General features: G+C 39.9%; 14 protein-coding genes. All 14 read left to right on the top strand.

The window, feature by feature from the left end; translation table 11 throughout:
• Positions 1-9 precede the first annotated feature (9 nt).
• The 14 genes from QUF86_RS24010 to dxr all read left to right on the top strand — a co-directional run bounded on the left by QUF86_RS24010 (position 10) and on the right by dxr (position 13,550).
• Positions 10-1,107, top strand: coding sequence for a protein-glutamate methylesterase/protein-glutamine glutaminase (locus tag QUF86_RS24010; protein ID WP_289335914.1), 1,098 nt, complete (start codon positions 10-12; stop codon positions 1,105-1,107).
• A 19-nt stretch (positions 1,108-1,126) separates the two neighbouring features.
• Positions 1,127-3,166: a chemotaxis protein CheA gene (locus QUF86_RS24005; RefSeq protein ID WP_289335913.1), complete on the top strand. Its 2,040-nt coding sequence runs from the start codon at positions 1,127-1,129 to the stop codon at positions 3,164-3,166.
• Between the two features lie 109 nt (positions 3,167-3,275).
• A complete protein-coding gene (locus QUF86_RS24000; RefSeq protein WP_289335912.1) occupies positions 3,276-3,731 on the top strand; it encodes a chemotaxis protein CheW in 456 nt (151 codons plus the stop codon).
• 4 nt (positions 3,732-3,735) lie between these two features.
• A complete protein-coding gene (locus QUF86_RS23995) occupies positions 3,736-4,374 on the top strand; it encodes a chemotaxis protein CheC (protein WP_289335910.1) in 639 nt (212 codons plus the stop codon).
• Complete coding sequence (locus QUF86_RS23990; protein ID WP_289335909.1) at positions 4,367-4,870, top strand: chemotaxis protein CheD; 504 nt, start codon at positions 4,367-4,369, stop codon at positions 4,868-4,870. Before QUF86_RS23995 ends, QUF86_RS23990 begins: the two co-directional genes overlap by 8 nt.
• Before the next feature lie 129 nt (positions 4,871-4,999).
• Complete coding sequence (locus QUF86_RS23985) at positions 5,000-5,767, top strand: FliA/WhiG family RNA polymerase sigma factor (protein ID WP_289335908.1); 768 nt, start codon at positions 5,000-5,002, stop codon at positions 5,765-5,767.
• 476 nt (positions 5,768-6,243) lie between these two features.
• Entirely contained in the window at positions 6,244-6,882 is a 639-nt protein-coding gene (locus QUF86_RS23980; protein WP_289335907.1) for a hypothetical protein, read from the top strand.
• Between the two features lie 152 nt (positions 6,883-7,034).
• Positions 7,035-7,748 carry a 30S ribosomal protein S2 gene (rpsB, locus tag QUF86_RS23975; protein WP_289318433.1) on the top strand — a complete coding sequence of 238 codons (714 nt, stop codon included), beginning with the start codon at positions 7,035-7,037 and terminating at the stop codon, positions 7,746-7,748.
• A 308-nt stretch (positions 7,749-8,056) separates the two neighbouring features.
• On the top strand, positions 8,057-8,941 hold the full coding sequence (gene tsf, locus QUF86_RS23970; RefSeq protein WP_289317137.1) for a translation elongation factor Ts: 885 nt from the start codon (positions 8,057-8,059) through the stop codon (positions 8,939-8,941).
• A 125-nt stretch (positions 8,942-9,066) separates the two neighbouring features.
• Positions 9,067-9,789 (top strand): UMP kinase, encoded by a 723-nt coding sequence (gene pyrH / locus QUF86_RS23965; protein ID WP_057913387.1) that lies wholly within the window; start codon positions 9,067-9,069, stop codon positions 9,787-9,789.
• 3 nt (positions 9,790-9,792) lie between these two features.
• Complete coding sequence (frr, locus tag QUF86_RS23960; protein WP_289317136.1) at positions 9,793-10,350, top strand: ribosome recycling factor; 558 nt, start codon at positions 9,793-9,795, stop codon at positions 10,348-10,350.
• A 399-nt stretch (positions 10,351-10,749) separates the two neighbouring features.
• A complete protein-coding gene (locus tag QUF86_RS23955; RefSeq protein WP_289317134.1) occupies positions 10,750-11,523 on the top strand; it encodes an undecaprenyl pyrophosphate synthase in 774 nt (257 codons plus the stop codon).
• 25 nt (positions 11,524-11,548) lie between these two features.
• Entirely contained in the window at positions 11,549-12,346 is a 798-nt protein-coding gene (locus QUF86_RS23950; protein WP_289317133.1) for a phosphatidate cytidylyltransferase, read from the top strand.
• Positions 12,347-12,389: 43 nt separating this feature from the next.
• Positions 12,390-13,550 (top strand): 1-deoxy-D-xylulose-5-phosphate reductoisomerase, encoded by a 1,161-nt coding sequence (gene dxr, locus QUF86_RS23945; protein ID WP_289335906.1) that lies wholly within the window; start codon positions 12,390-12,392, stop codon positions 13,548-13,550.
• Positions 13,551-13,556 lie beyond the last annotated feature (6 nt).

The following is a 13,556-nucleotide window of genomic DNA, read 5'->3' as shown; positions in this document are numbered from 1 at the left end:
TCTCCTTACATGGGTAAAGTAAAAGTGCTGATAGTGGATGATTCTGCGTTTATGAGAAAGTTAATTTCAGAGTTTTTAGCAGAAGATAGCAGGGTTGAGGTCATCGGGACTGCCAGGAATGGGAGAGATGCCTTAGATAAAATAAAGTCTTTAAAACCCGATGTCGTGACTTTGGATGTGGAAATGCCGGTTATGGACGGATTGGAAGCATTAAACCGGATCATGAATGAATGTCCAACAGCTGTAGTCATGTTGTCAAGCACAACGAAAGAAGGAACGGAAAATACATTTGCTGCCATGAACAATGGGGCCTTTGACTTTGTGGCTAAACCCTCAGGTGCCATTTCATTGGATTTACATAAAATCAAGAAAGAACTCCATGAAAAAGTTATGGCAGCCAGCAGGGCAAATGTTCACAAACTACAAAAAAATGCAATAAATATGGAAAAAAGTCCATTGGTCTGGGGAAAATATAGTAAAATAGATTCAAAAGAATTGATTAAAATTGAAAAAAATGAAAAAATATGGTCCTATGGAAATAGGAAGGTAATAGTCATTGGTACATCTACAGGAGGTCCAAGAGCTCTGCAGACCGTCTTGACGGAACTTCCAGAAGAAATTGATGCGCCCATACTCATTGTCCAGCATATGCCCCCCGGTTTTACAAAATCCTTGGCAACACGCCTGAATTCATTATGCAAGATTAAAGTGAAGGAAGCTGAAGAGGGTGAACTGATCCAAAAAGGTGTCGCCTACATCGCACCCGGAGGTTTTCACTTGAAAGTGAGGAAAGTCGGAATGAGCTGGGCAGTCCTTTTGGATCAATCCGAATTGCGTAATGGACATCGCCCGTCAGTCGATGTGCTATTTGAGTCGGTAAGTGAAATGAATGATCTTGCGAAAATAGCCGTTATCATGACCGGGATGGGAATGGATGGGTCGCTGGGGCTTACTAAGCTGAAACAAGAGGGTCCTTTAAAAGCGATAGCCGAATCTCAGGAGACATCAATCGTTTTTGGTATGCCGAAAGCCGCAATCAATACCAATTTAATAGATAGCATAGAGGATGTAGAAAAAATAGCTAAAGCGATAATAAGCTATTTTTAACACGTGGAGGTGGGATTGTATGGATATGAACCAGTATTTAGAGGTATTTATAGAAGAAAGTAAAGAACATTTACAAATGTGCAGCGAACAGATGCTGGTACTCGAAAAGAACCCGGAAGACCTCTCGATTGTCAACGAAATCTTTCGTTCCGCCCATACCCTAAAAGGGATGTCGGCAACAATGGGGTATGATGACTTAGCCAATCTAACCCATAAGATGGAGAATGTTTTGGATGCGATCCGAAACAGTCAAATCATTCTTACGCCTGAATTGTTCGATGTGTTATTTTTAGCAGTTGATGATTTAGAGGCGATGGTCATGTCCATTGCTGAAGGTGGAGATGGAAAAAGAAATGTGAAGAGTGTTGTCCACCAGCTGGAATTGATTGAAAAAGGGGAGTCACCCGTGTCTACCTCCATTGCAGAGGTTGCAGCTTCTGTCGCTCTTGAAAAGGAGGAAATGATTGCGGGAGAGTACGATGAATTTGAATGGACAGTACTTCAGCAGTCCTATGATCAAGGCTTCAATAGCTTTGAAATTTCGATAGGTTTGCGTGAGGACTGTCTTTTAAAAGCTGCTCGGGTTTTTATGGTATTTGAGGTGCTTGAAAAATCAGGTGAAGTAATCAAGTCACACCCACCCGTAGAACTTTTGGAAGAAGAACAGTTCGATCAGCAATTTACTGTCACCATGGTAACAACAGAATCGAGTGAAGTGATAAAGAAAAAAATCATGAAGGTTTCTGAAGTGGATCACGTTGTTATAAATACCCTTGACCTTGAAGGCTTGCGACATGCTGCCAATGTTAAAGTGGATAAAGTTGCTGAAGTTCAGGAACAAGAGACTAATCATGCAGTGCTTCCAACTGATATTAATGAGAAGAAAAAACAGTCACCCGCTAAGCCGGCATCAAGCAAGACCATTCGAGTGAACATTGAGCGGCTTGATATACTAATGAACTTATTCGAGGAACTTGTAATCGATAGAGGCAGACTTGATCAAATTTCAAGTGATTTGGATAATCAGGAATTGCATGAAACAGTCGAAAGAATGTCCCGTATAACAAGTGATTTACAAACAATCGTATTGAATATGCGGATGGTGCCAGTGGAAACGGTATTCAATCGTTTTCCTAAAATGGTTCGTCAATTAGCAAGGGATTTAAACAAGAAAGTCGATTTGGAAATCATCGGAGCTGAAACGGAACTTGATCGTACAGTCATTGATGAAATCGGTGATCCTCTCGTCCATTTATTAAGGAACGCCATGGATCATGGGATTGAAACACCTGAAGAACGTCTGGCAAAAGGAAAGGTTGAAGAAGGTAAAATCCTTTTAAAAGCATATCACAGCGGCAATCATGTTTTCATTGAAATCGATGATGACGGTGCAGGCATCAATAAAGAGCGGGTCTTGAACAAGGCGCTATCCAATGGGATCTTAACTAAGGAAACTGCCGCCACCCTCTCGGATAAGCAAATCTATGAATTGATATTCGCTTCGGGTTTCTCGACAGCGGAAACCATATCGGATGTTTCAGGGCGCGGTGTGGGGCTGGATGTAGTTAAAAATACTATTGAGTCTCTCGGTGGAACTGTCACGATCGATTCCAAGGAGAATGAAGGTTCCATCTTCCTTATTCAGCTTCCGCTTACATTGTCCATTATTTCTGTCATGCTGGTTGCAATCCAAAATGAAAAATATGCGATACCGCTTTCTTCTATTATAGAAACTGCGATCATAAAAAAAGAAGATATCATGAATGCCCATAATCAACAAGTTATTGACTTCAGGGGGAAAGTTCTACCACTTCTGTTCCTGAAAGATATATTTGAAGTGCCTTTCAGCCAGGAAGATGAAGAGTTCCTCTCTGTGGTCATTGTAAGAAAAGGCGATAAATTAGCGGGATTGGTCGTTGATTCATTTATCGGGCAGCTGGAAATCGTATTGAAATCACTAGGTAATTATTTAACAACTGCATTTTCAATATCGGGGGCAACGATTCTTGGTGATGGCCAAGTTGCCTTAATCATAGATTGCAACACATTGATTCATTGAATGATAGATAAATAGGGCAGGGTGATGGGAAGTTGGTTCATAATTTCGAATTTAGGTTTGCTTTAAGAGTAACCTGTCATCATGAGTTTTTTTAGAGGAGGGGAATGAGATGTCGCAGGATATGAAAGTAATCGTATTTCAAATTAAGGATAAAGAATATGCCATTCCAGTGGATAAGGTAAGCGGTATCGAAAAGCTTCTTCATATTACCAGAGTTCCAAAGGCTGCACTGTTTGTTAAGGGAGTCATAAATTTAAGGGGTGTAATCACTCCAATTATTGATTTACGGGTCCGTTTTGGTTTCGAAGAGGTGGAATACGATGGTTCAACACGGGTCATCATTGTCATTCTGGATGATATGGAAGTGGGATTAATAGTGGACTCTGCCAATGATGTTTTGGATATTCCAGTGGATAGTATCGAGCCGCAGCCTGAAGTTGTGGGACATGTGGCTTCAGAATACATTAGCGGGGTGGCTAAAATTGAAAAGCGTCTGCTCGTCCTAATTAATTTGGAAAAGGCTTTGAGTCTAGAATTGACTGAAAATATATTAAGAGAAGGATAATCATATGTCGTTCATTGAAAAAATCAATCCTCTTCAACTCGATATTTTGAAGGAAATTGCCAATATAGGTGTAGGGAACGCAGCAACGGCGCTTTCTGCCATCCTAAATAGGAAAATTGATATGAATGTTCCTAATGTCCAAATCGTTTCCTTTGATGAAATGATGGTAATGGCCGGCGGGGCCGATCACGTCGTTGCCAGTGTTTTCCTTAGAATAGAAGGTGATGCTTCCGGGAGTATGTTTTTTGTCCTATCGCTTCCAGTAGCTGAATACTTGATTCGTCAGCTGACTGGTGTTGAAACCTTTTTGATAGATTCCACACCTTATAATGAATTGGCACTCTCCTGCCTTCAGGAATTAGGGAATATTTTATCGGGATTCTATCTCTCATCACTCTCTGATTTCACCCGATTGAATATCTATCCATCCGTTCCGTCATTGAGTATCGATATGGTAGGGGCATCGATCAGTTATGGATTATTGGGATTATCTCAAGTAAGTGACGCAGCCATTGTCATTGATACTGTACTTGAAAAAGACCAGCTATTTGCTGAATCCATTAAGGGTCATTTCTTTCTCTTACCCGATCCCGATTTTTTTGATATCATTTTTTCCGCTTTAGGAGTGTCGCCTAATGACTGAACTGTTAAAGGTCAAGGTTATTAAGGTTGGAATAGCGGATATGAATATTATAAAAACTCCCTATTCGATTCGTACTTCTGGGTTAGGGTCGTGTGTTGGTGTTGTGATTTATGATGAAAAAAAAGAAATTGGAGGTTTGGCCCACATCATGCTGCCTGACTCTTCACTTGCTAAATCGGGACAGATAAACGTTGCCAAATTTGCAGATACGGCGATAAAGGAATTAGTGCAGCTATTAGTACAAGAAGGCGCGAGAATGCCATTCCTAAAAGCGAAGTTGGCTGGCGGTGCGCAAATGTTTCAATTTGCCTCCGGAGGGGATTTAATGAGAATAGGACCCCGGAATGTTGAAGCTGTCCGGAAAGAGTTATCTGACTTGCACATTCGAGTCATTGCCGAAGATGTAGGCGGGAATTTCGGGAGAACGATCGAATTTAATTTGAAAGATTGTTTGCTAAATATACGGACCGTTACTAAAGGGACAAAAAACATATAGGAACGTATCAGGCTTTTCTTAAAAAAGAACAGCCAAAACTCTGACAGTTTCAATCGAATTATTGTTTCTTTTATGGCCTATAAGGGCCGTTTTGATCACAAGACGTATACAATGTTAGGAGGATGTCCAATGTCTCATCTTACCATCGAAGAAGAGCAGTTATGTTGGAAAAATTGGGTTGGTTGCAGAGATCCGCTGGCCGGGGACATTTTGGTTAAGAAATACATCCCACTCGTATCGTATCATGTTCAACGCATTTCAGTGAGTCTTCCTAAAAATGTGAGCCGAGATGATATAAGGAGTTTAGGGATGATGGGGTTATTCGATGCCCTGGAACGTTTTGATACGAAGCGTGACCTGAAGTTTGATACATATGCCTCATTTAGAATTCGTGGTGCTATTTTAGATGGATTAAGAAAAGAGGATTGGCTTCCACGGAGTGCAAGAGATAAAGCCAAGAAAATTGAATCTACAATAGAAAAGCTAGAGCAGCAATACATGAGGAACCTTTCTCCAAACGAGATTGCAGCTGAATTGAATATCCCGGAAGAGGAAGTATATGCTGCATTAAATGAGAATTTCTTTGCCAATGTATTATCAATGGATGAAAATCCCCAAGAACAAGACGATAAAGAAAGCACGAATTTTCATATTAAAGATGAAAAAGCGGATTTACCTGAGGAACATGTGTTAAGGGAAGAACTATATGTGGAATTAGCCCAAGTCATAGAAACCCTTAATGAAAAGGAACAGTTGGTTTTACAGCTTTTTTATAAAGAGGAACTAACATTGACCGAAATTGGACAAGTAGTGAGTCTATCTACGTCCCGGATTTCCCAGATTCACTCGAAAGCGATATATAAATTAAGAAACGCGATGAATGATCAAAAGTTTTAATCATGATATCAGTTTGAAAATGGGTATTGTTTCAGGGGATGCATCCCGTTGATCGGAAAAATTCGATTTAACGAAGACATGCCTCCTAATGTTAAGACCAGATTGAAAGAATTCAGAGACACCCGCATCAATAATCCATTCGAAATCACAGAATGATTGAACTAGAAGTGCAGTTCAAATTCATCCTCATATGGTAATCCAATGAAAACACACTTTCGCTCGGTTTTGTTCGATTATTTGAAATGAAAAAGGGTTTTCAAAGGAAGTTGGGTAGCCTATGAGCTTAAAACCGATTGAGATGTACTTCCACGAATCCAGGATGCGAAAGCATCCACGCCCATTTTCATAAAAAAAAAGGAAATGCAGACAGGCGCCAGTCACCAAAAAAATATAAACAAAAAGTAATCAAGAAAAAAACAACAGTGAAAGAAGATCCCCAACCGAGGGTTGAATATTCCGGTTAATTAGGAGGCAACATGTCAGTATTTTTTATGTTTTTGTTGTTTGTATTAAATATATTCACCATTTTTGCCATCATCGTTTTATATCTTCGACAAAATCGTTTAAGTCAGCTGGAAAAAGATCAAAAGGCAATCATTGGTGAAATGGAACAACTTATGTCTGGTTATTTGATGGAAATGAAAGAGGACAACGAGACATTGGTAAAGGCATTCAGCAATTCGGTTGCAATGAATCACGAGTATGGACAAAAAAGTCAAGAACATGGGTCAATAAAAGAAACCATGGAAGATAAAGAAGTAAAACAACAGCAAAACATGCTGCAAGCGTTTAAAGAGGGAAGTTGTACCGCCTCTAAAAAGCAGGCGATCACCGCCTACAAAATAATGCCTGAAGAACATGGTGACAATACTTTACCCGTAAAAGTTGAAGACAAATTAGAGCTTTCATCAGCAGCCACTTCCCTTCCAAACGAAGGGAAACGGACTGGTAAAGAATTTTCGGACATGTTACAGGCCTCGGTAAATGCGCGAACATTAAATGAACAAGTGGATATGTTAGCGGATCAAGGTCATTCAATTGAAGAAATCGCCAAAAATTTAGGTCGTGGTCAAACGGAAATAGAGCTATTATTAAAGTTTCGCATGAATAGATAAATATTTCTTGATTGAGCAGAATCATTATGGTATATTATGAAATGGTGTTAATACACACGCCCCGTGATTCTTGCAGATGGTGCTGTTTCGACAGTTTCTGTATGAAAATGATCGGTGCGGAGGAAAAACAAAACCATTTAGGAGGAAATAAAATGTCAGTCATTTCTATGAAACAATTGCTTGAAGCTGGTGTGCATTTCGGACACCAAACACGTCGCTGGAACCCGAAAATGAAGAAATATATCTTCACTGAGCGTAACGGCATCTACATCATCGACCTTCAAAAAACAGTTAAAAAGGTTGAAGAAGCTTATAACTTCGTGAAAGAACTAGCTGCTAACGGTGGAACTGTTCTTTTCGTTGGTACTAAAAAACAAGCTCAAGAATCTGTTAAAGAAGAAGCTATCCGTTCTGGTATGTACTATGTAAACCAACGCTGGTTAGGTGGAACTTTAACAAACTTTGAAACAATCCAAAAACGTATTTCTCGTCTTAAAGATATCGAAAAAATGGAAGCAAACGGAACTTTCGAAGTCCTTCCTAAAAAAGAAGTTATCCAACTTAAAAAAGAATGGGATCGCTTAGAGAAATTCTTAGGCGGAATTAAAGATATGAAGACTCTTCCAGATGCGATCTTCGTTATCGACCCTCGCAAAGAGCGTATTGCTGTTGCGGAAGCACACAAATTACACATTCCACTTGTTGGTATCGTTGATACAAACTGTGATCCGGATGAAATCGATGTAGTCATTCCTGCGAATGACGATGCAATCCGTGCTGTTAAATTATTAACAGGTAAAATGGCAGATGCTATCTTAGAAGCTAAACAAGGCGAAGAAACAGCAACTGAAACAACTACTGCTTAATAAGTAAAAAAGGTTGCTTATTCAGTAAGAAAAAAAGGTGATAAGAGGATAATGCCTTTTATCCCTTTTTTTTGCACTAAATAAGCATACATAAATCACTGTACGGAATGTTCTTTTTGAAGGTATGGTCGATTTTCAAGGTTAGAAAGTCATCAGGTATTGAGTTCAGTCAAATTGACTGAATAAGTGGATGGTTTTTCTGGAATATTGCCAAGGCTCGTAATTATTCTTTGATGATAACAAGTATTTTTTGGCAATAATGGGTAAAGATTGAATAAACTGCATTTAATTTGAGGAGGATATATATTATGGCAATCACTGCACAATTAGTTAAAGAATTGCGTGAAAAAACTGGTGCTGGTATGATGGACTGTAAAAAGGCACTTGTACAAACAGAAGGCGATATGGAAAAAGCAATCGATTTCCTACGTGAAAAAGGAATTGCAAAAGCTGCTAATAAAGGCGACCGTATTGCTGCTGAAGGTTTAACTTCTATCGTTGTAGAAGGAAACCAAGCGGTTATTCTTGAAGTGAACTCAGAAACTGATTTCGTTGCTAAAAACGAAGGCTTCCAAGCACTTGTTAAAGAATTGGCTGCATTCCTTCTTGCTAACAAACCTGAAAGCGTTGAAGTTGCTCTTGAGCAAACAATGGAAAATGGTGCAAAAGTTGCAGATCATATTAATGCTGCAGTTGCTAAAATCGGGGAAAAATTAACTCTTCGCCGCTTCCAAGTCGTTACTAAAACAGATAACGACGCATTTGGTGCATACCTTCACATGGGTGGACGTATCAGCGTACTATCAGTTCTTGAAGGTACAACTGACGAAGATGCAGCTAAAGGCGTTTCAATGCATATCGCTGCAATTAACCCAAAATATATCTCTCGCGACCAAGTCGATGCTAGCGAATTAGATCGCGAACGCGAAGTTCTTACTCAACAAGCGCTTAACGAAGGCAAGCCGGAAAAAATCGTTGCAAAAATGGTTGAAGGCCGTATCAATAAATTCTACGAAGAAATCTGTGTGAACGAACAAGCTTTCGTTAAAAACCCAGATCAAAAAGTGGGACAATTCGTAGAATCAAAAGGCGGAAAAATCCAATCATTCGTTCGTTATGAAGTAGGGGAAGGTCTTGAAAAACGTCAAGAAAACTTTGCTGAAGAAGTAATGAACCAAGTTAAAAAAGACTAATTGTCAGATAATTAATAATAGGGAACACTCTGGTGTTCCCTATTTTTTGAAATGTCATGAATTTTTGGTAGTATTGCAAGAAAGCATGATGAACGAACGAAAAGATTACATAGTTGGAGGTTCTCATGAGTAACGCTAAATATAAACGTGTCGTTCTAAAACTAAGTGGCGAAGCATTAGCCGGTGAAGAAGGATTTGGAATTAACCCTGCAGTAATTAAATCTATTGCTGAACAAGTCAAGGAAGTGGCTGAGCTTGATGTGGAAGTGGCTGTTGTTGTCGGCGGCGGAAACATTTGGCGCGGGAAAATAGGCAGTGAAATGGGTATGGATCGTGCTAATGCCGATTATATGGGTATGCTTGCTACAGTCATGAACTCATTGGCATTACAAGACAGCCTAGATCAGCTTGGAATTGAAACGCGCGTTCAAACTTCCATTGAGATGAGACAAGTTGCAGAACCATATATCAGACGCCGTGCAATCAGGCATCTAGAGAAAAAAAGAGTGGTGATTTTTGCAGCTGGTACAGGTAATCCATACTTTTCAACGGATACCACTGCCGCCCTGCGCGCTGCTGAAATTGAAGCTGATGTCATCTTGATGGCGAAGAATAATGTGGATGGCGTTTACAATGCAGATCCGGTTAAGGACAAAAATGCAGTGAAGTATGATGAACTTTCCTATCTTGATGTAATTAAAGAAGGATTGGAAGTAATGGATTCGACTGCGTCCTCATTATGCATGGACAATGATATACCATTGATTGTCTTCTCGATTATGGAAAAAGGTAATATTAAACGAGCCGTTCTAGGCGAAACGCTTGGAACTATTGTAAGGGGGAAATAAAAGATGCCGAAACAAGTTATTTCGAATGCGAAAACGAAAATGGAAAAAGCCATTGGAGCGTACACACGTGAATTAGCCAGCATCCGTGCCGGAAGGGCAAATGCCTCATTGCTTGATAGAATCTCGATTGATTATTATGGTTCGCCGACACCAGTTAATCAGGTGGCTGGTATTTCTGTCCCGGAAGCAAGACTTTTGGTCATTCAACCATATGATAAGACGGTATTGGGTGAAATTGAAAAGGCGATTTTGAAATCGGATTTAGGCTTAAATCCTTCTAATGATGGATCGATCATCAGGATAGCCATCCCGGCTTTAACTGAAGAACGCAGAAAAGAGCTTGTGAAAGTTGTCAAAAAAGAAGCGGAAGAAGCAAAAATAGCTGTCCGTAATGTGCGTCGCGATGCTAATGATGATTTGAAAAAGCTTGAAAAAAATGGTGAAATCACTGAAGATGATTTACGTGGCTATGCTGATGACATCCAAAAGATGACAGATGGCAATATCACGAAAATCGATGAGATTACAAAAGATAAAGAAAAAGAAATTTTGGAAGTATAATTTCCATTTAAGAATTTTTAAAATAAAGAGGGCCGAATCCATACAGGGTCATGTCTTGGTTCTAACATATAGGTGTGCTTAAAAGAGAAAACTGTTATAATAAGGTTTCTCCGATAATGATTACTCCTTGAGTTAGTATGTTGCATGCAAACGTTGGAGGTGGTCCTTTTTTTGCATTTTTCATTGTAATCATAACCGGTTTTAGAATAAAAGAAGTAATGATTTCTCCCTTTCTAGCTTCTAATGAAGAAATAATTTTCATAATAATAATATGAGAACGAGTTTTTTTTTGATATTATAATATAGATTCTTTTTAAGCGGCAGAAAGCTTGATATACATAGTGCACGAAAACTTTGCCTTTGTAGAGAGATAAGTACAACCTGATGGGGGACTAACATATGTATTCACTTTGGAAGCGTTTCGTTAATAAAGATGCTTCTTCCGATGTAACAAATAGGATTCAGCATATTAAACAGTTTGATGTTCCTCAGCATATCGCCATCATAATGGATGGAAACGGCCGTTGGGCCAAAAAGCGTGCATTGCCACGTGTGGCGGGTCATCATGAAGGAATGAAAACCGTTCGTAAAATTACGAAAGTTGCCAATAAATTAGGGGTCAAAACTTTGACAGTCTATGCGTTTTCCACTGAAAACTGGAAACGTCCGAAAAGTGAAGTCGACTTTTTGATGAAGCTTCCCCAGGAATTTCTTGGGACATTTTTACCTGAGCTCATTTCCGAAAATGTAAGAGTTGAAACGATCGGGGACATATCACTCATTCCTGCACATACTCAAAATGCCGTTAAACGGGCAATGGAAGATACGAAGGATAATGATGGGATGATTCTGAATTTTGCCCTTAACTATGGAAGCCGTGGGGAGATTGTATCTGCAGTGAATAGCATCATTCAAGATGCTAAGAATGGTATAGTAAAGGAAAATGTAACTGAGGAAATGCTATCCAGTTATCTGATGACCAAACATTTGTCGGATCCGGATTTACTGATCCGTACAAGCGGTGAAATCCGTTTAAGTAATTTCATGCTTTGGCAGGCGGCTTATACTGAGCTTTGGTTTACAGAGGTGCTATGGCCAGATTTTAGTGAAGAGCATTTATTGCAGGCAGTTGAGGAGTATCAAAAGCGTTCACGAAGATTCGGTGGCGTTTAATGTAGAAGGCGAGGAAAATGGAATAATGAAACAACGAATTATTACGGCGGTCGTAGTTGCCGCTATCTTCATTCCACTAGTCATTTTAGGGGGCATTCCCTTTTTACTGACGGTTTATCTGTTGGGGTCCATTGGTTTGTATGAACTGATGAAAATGAAAAATTTACGTGTACTATCTTTTGAAGCATTTCTTTCTCACATATTATTGTGGGTACTTTTATTGCCTAATGAACATACCGCTTTTTTAGCGGAAATAAATTACGATAAAGTGCAAGTCTTCTTAATCGGGGTTTTGCTGCTATTACTTTATACAGTCGTTTCAAAAAACCGTTTTACTTTTGATGATGCAGGATTTTTAGTGATTTCGGTCCTATACCTGGGAATGGGTTTCTACTACCTATTCGAAACACGTGACTCTTTAGGGTTGGGTCTGATCTATATCTTGCTTACATTATTTACAATCTGGGCAACCGATTCCGGAGCATACTTCATAGGTAAATCACTTGGTAAAAGAAAGCTATGGCCAGAAATAAGTCCAAACAAGACGGTTGAAGGATTTATCGGCGGATTATGTTCCGCGATGGTAGTGGGTGTGCTATTTTACGCCTTCTCCAGTCTTGACTACACATTATTACAATTATTATTGATTTCATTGATCATTGGGGTATTCGGCCAATTGGGCGACCTCGTCCAATCGGCGTATAAACGTCATTATGGGGTTAAGGATTCCGGGAAGCTTCTCCCGGGACACGGTGGAATTTTGGACAGGCTTGATAGCGTGATATTCATTTTACCGATTTTGCATTTATTGCATGTTTTATAATATAAATATAGGCAACTGTTTAATGAATTAGGAGATGAGCAATTTGAAAAGTATCAGCCTTTTGGGCGCGACAGGTTCGATTGGTCAACAAACAGCGGATGTGGTAAGGTCCCATCCCGATCAATTCAAGATAGTGGCGCTTTCTGCTGGAAAGAATATAGAATTGGTCAGGGCCTATATACAAGAGTTTGAACCGAAACTAGTTTCAGTCCAGACGGAAGAAGATTATCATGTTTTGAAAAGTGAATTCTTCAGCCGCAAGGATATCGAGTTCATGTATGGCGATGAGGGATTGACTGCTGTTGCTGTGTATGATCAAGCGACGATATTGGTCAATGCCGTCATCGGAAGCGTGGGCCTTTATCCGACACTTCAAGCAATAAAGGCTAAAAAGGATATTGCTATCGCCAACAAGGAAACTTTGGTAACGGCAGGTCATTTGGTTATAAGTGAAGCTAAAAAGGCGGGGGTTAGATTGCTGCCGGTTGACAGTGAGCATTCCGCTATTTTTCAGGCATTGCAGGGTGAAAGGGAAAAAAATATAGAACGTCTTGTCATCACTGCTTCAGGAGGCAGTTTTCGCGATCGGACCAGGGGAGAATTGAAGGGTGTAACGGTGGAAGAGGCGCTGAACCATCCGAACTGGTCAATGGGAGCGAAAATCACGATCGATTCAGCTTCAATGATGAATAAGGGTTTGGAAGTGATTGAGGCCCACTGGCTATTCGATCTTCCATACGATAAAATTGATGTATTGCTACATAAGGAGAGCGTCATCCATTCCATGGTTGAGTTTCATGATTCCAGCGTGATAGCGCAACTGGGTTCACCGGATATGCGAGTGCCGATACAATATGCACTTACTTATCCAGACCGTATGCCGCTAGAAGGGCGTAAACGCCTGAATCTTGCTGAAGTGGGCAAACTGCATTTTAGCGATATGGATTTCACCAGATATCCTTGTTTGCAATTCGCCTATAAAGCGGGTAAAATGGGCGGAACGATGACTACCGTATTGAATGCCGCCAATGAAGCGGCAGTCTCTGCGTTCTTATCTGGAAAGGTATCCTTCCTTGAAATTGAAACGTTAATTGAAAAAGCGCTGAATCAGCATTCCGTCATAGCCCTTCCTGATTTAGAAACGATTCAGGAAGTGGATAATATGACTAGGCAGTTTATAGAATCTTTAGTGAAAGATAGGTGACCGGAA

This window comes from Peribacillus sp. NJ11 (assembly GCF_030348405.1).
Lineage (GTDB): Bacteria > Bacillota > Bacilli > Bacillales > DSM-1321 > Peribacillus.
The sequence above is the reverse complement of the archived record's forward strand: the minus strand, read 5'-3'. Positions and strand labels throughout refer to the sequence as shown.